Source organism: Mycobacterium sp. (genome assembly GCF_039583805.1).
Classification (GTDB): Bacteria; Actinomycetota; Actinomycetes; order Mycobacteriales; family Mycobacteriaceae; genus Mycobacterium.
This window is the reverse complement of sequence record NZ_JAVKSH010000187.1, coordinates 1-2775: the sequence shown is the minus strand read 5'-3', so window position 1 is coordinate 2775 and position 2775 is coordinate 1. Positions and strand designations below refer to the sequence as shown.

The following is a 2775-nucleotide window of genomic DNA, read 5'->3' as shown; positions in this document are numbered from 1 at the left end:
CCACCAAAAACGGCCACCCGGCCACGAACTGCACCGGTATCGTCGCCGCGAACGCCAACCACCCTGCCCATGGGTAAGCGCCGAGAAACATCGTCGCGCCAGATGCCAGCAGCCCCAGCGGCCACGCCACCCACACTCGTCGTAACCAGAGGCGAATCCCGCGCCTGGTCTCCTCGCGCGGGGAGAGGGGGGTCGCGCCGATCGGCTCGAGCGAGTAGCCGATCCCGTCCAGCGCCGCCTGCAGCCGCTCGATCTGTGGCGGGCGGTCGGGCTCCTCACCGCGCGGGCCCACCAGCGTCCGCGCGATCCCGCCGATGATTTTCCCGACGACGCCGCCGTGGTCGCCTATGCGGTCCGGGATCCGTGGGTGTCCCGACGCTGCAGGGCTGGACGCGGCGCCGCTGATCGAGGCCAAAACGGACGCGGTGTCGCAGTCGGTCGGCGAATACCAGATCACCACGGAAGCCGTTCGCGGATGAGCCCGCACGGCGCGCACACCCCGCACCTGGCCGACCGCATCCTCGATCGCGGCGGCCCGGGCCGCGTCGAACTCGAAGCCGTTGGCGCGCACATGCATTCGCCCCGCCGCAGCCGATACAACCGCCAGCTCGACGTCGGCGCCGGCGGGAGCCTCAACGGCCAGCACCGTCAGCCTCCGTGGTGGCGGTCAGGACCGCGTCCGCCCCCGCCGGTGCTGAGATCTCCTCCCCGAGAAGCTCGACCGCCTCGGCGAGCACATCGGCCACCGCCAGCCGAGCCCGCTCGGCGGTCTCGGTGGTCTTGCGCTCGGCCGTGCGCGCAGCACGCAGACCCCACGCGGTGGCGGTCACCGTCGCCTTCCGCCACGGAGCCTTCGCCACCGCCTGATACGCCGCGGCGCCCACCACGCCGGTCAGCACTGTGGGCACCGCCTTCACCGCCAGTCCATGCAGTCCCTGCCACACCATCACGAACGCCTCCTTCACACGTGTTTGGTTGTCTGACCCACCAGGTTGTTGACGGACCGGCTTACTGTTGCCCTGCCGGCGCCGGCTCGTCGTCCGCCGGTTCACCGACCGACGCGCCGCTGAGCTGTGCCTGCGGACCGGTCAGTGCCGGGGTGAACTTGACCGCATCGATCAGCTCGTCGATGGCCATGTGCCCGCGGCCATCCAACACCGCCGCGGAAAAGCACGTCTCCAGGTGGTTATGCAGCATCACCCGATTCGCCCGCTCCAACGAGGACTGGACCGCCGAGATCTGCTTCATGACGTCCACGCAGTACGCGTCGGACTCCAGCATCCGAATGATCCCGTCGAGATGGCCCCGAACCGTCTTGAGCCGATTCAGCGCCGCTCGCTTCTTGGCTGTCAGTTGCTGCTCGGTTGAACATTGCATAGCATCACTGTAGCCCACCCCACCCCGGGTGGGATAGCGCGATGTATGGGAGCGGCCACGTGGACGACGGGCACGCACGGGCGCGGTCGCGGAGCGACATCTGGTTGCCGGTAGTCCTGCTGGGTCTGGCAGGCCTGGGCTGGTGGTGGTCGGTGGTCAGCGCCGCCAACATGCGCGGCGACACGATGTCGATGGGGTCCATGGGGACTATGGGGTCCATGGGGTCCATGGGCGGTCGGTCCATGATGTCGTCGCTGGCCGCGTTCCTCGTCGCATGGGTGGCCATGATGGCAGCGATGATGCTTCCTGCACTGCTGCCCGTTGTTCGCCGTTACGCCCCCGCCGCCCGCAACGCCATCGCGGTGGGCATCTTTGTCACCGCATATTTGGCGGTCTGGAGCGCGGTGGGTGTCCCCGCCTTTGTGGCCTCGAATCGCCTCGACCCGATGCTTCATAGCTGCCTCTGGGTCGGCCGCGTCGCCGGGGCGGTAGCCGTGGTCGCGGGCCTGCATCAGCTGACACCGCTCAAGGTGGCGTGCTTGCGACACTGCCGCTGGCCGGCGACCTCCTCGCAGGAACCCGGCGCACACCTCGACGGCCCGGCCGCGGCATTGCGTGCCGGAGGCCGCTACGGCATGTTTTGCCTGGGTTCCTGTTGGCTGCTGATGGTGGTGATGATCGCCTTCGGCACAATGCAATTGGCGTGGATGCTGGCGATCGCCGTCGTCATCTGGCTGGAAAAGATCGGTTATCTGGCCGACCCGGTGAGGCGTCTGACGGCGGCGATGCTTCTCGTTATCGGTGTCGCGCTATTGGTGCACCCCGTGTTGGTCACCCATCTCCTGTGACGAGACGGCCCGCCGCGACCACGACGAGTGCTGGCGGCGGTGTATGCCACGATGCTCGACGAGGGCGTCTATGTGTGCAGTGAGTCGACGATGTATCGACTGCCGCGTGAACGCGGCCAGACCGGTGATCGCCGCCGACACGCCACCCACGCCGCAGCCGTGAAACCGGAGTTGATTGCGTGCCAGCCGAATTCGGTGTGGTCGTGGGATATCACCAAGCTGCGCGGCCCGGCGAAGTGGACGTACTACTACCTGTATGACGCTCGATATCTTTTCTCGCTACGTGGTTGGTCGCGCAGAAGAAGGACTCGGAGACCCTGACCTGGTGTCACCCTCGGTCGCTGCACTCGCGGCCGATGTTCTTGCAGTCGTGGCGAATGCGTCAAGCGGCCAGTCACCGACTCAAACCCGGACGCGATGATGTGGCCACGACTTGTCGGGGCCTCTGGCAGTGCCCTCCGGTATGCCGGCTGCGGGGCAAAGAACCTGCATCGACTTTTGTGGCCAGGGGCGGGATCGAACCGCCGACCTTCCGCTTTTCAGGCGGACG

At 67.3% G+C, this 2775-nt stretch carries 3 protein-coding genes and 2 pseudogenes; 2 read left to right on the top strand and 3 right to left on the bottom strand.

The window, feature by feature from the left end; all coding sequences use genetic code 11:
• The 3 genes and pseudogenes from ABDW21_RS16790 to csoR all read right to left on the bottom strand — a co-directional run.
• Positions 1–577, bottom strand: a pseudogene (locus tag ABDW21_RS16790) (heavy metal translocating P-type ATPase); the annotation flags it as partial.
• Between the two features lie 55 nt (positions 578–632).
• A complete protein-coding gene (locus ABDW21_RS16785; protein ID WP_343603295.1) occupies positions 633–947 on the bottom strand; it encodes a DUF1490 family protein in 315 nt (104 codons plus the stop codon).
• A gap of 61 nt (positions 948–1008) precedes the next feature.
• Entirely contained in the window at positions 1009–1377 is a 369-nt protein-coding gene (csoR, locus tag ABDW21_RS16780) for a copper-sensing transcriptional repressor CsoR (RefSeq protein ID WP_343603294.1), read from the bottom strand.
• 242 nt (positions 1378–1619) lie between these two features.
• On the opposite strand from csoR, the gene ABDW21_RS16775 reads away from it, so the two are divergent.
• Positions 1620–2225 (top strand): DUF2182 domain-containing protein, encoded by a 606-nt coding sequence (locus ABDW21_RS16775; protein WP_343603293.1) that lies wholly within the window; start codon positions 1620–1622, stop codon positions 2223–2225.
• A 39-nt stretch (positions 2226–2264) separates the two neighbouring features.
• Positions 2265–2517: pseudogene (locus tag ABDW21_RS16770) on the top strand (IS3 family transposase); the annotation flags it as partial.
• Positions 2518–2775 lie beyond the last annotated feature (258 nt).

Excerpts from the sequence above, each read along its gene's own strand:
- ABDW21_RS16785 (WP_343603295.1), bottom strand. The coding sequence starts at position 947 with ATGGTGTGGCAGGGACTGCATGGACTGGCGGTGAAGGCGGTGCCCACA.
- csoR (WP_343603294.1), bottom strand. The coding sequence starts at position 1,377 with ATGCAATGTTCAACCGAGCAGCAACTGACAGCCAAGAAGCGAGCGGCG.
- ABDW21_RS16775 (WP_343603293.1), top strand. The coding sequence starts at position 1,620 with ATGATGTCGTCGCTGGCCGCGTTCCTCGTCGCATGGGTGGCCATGATG.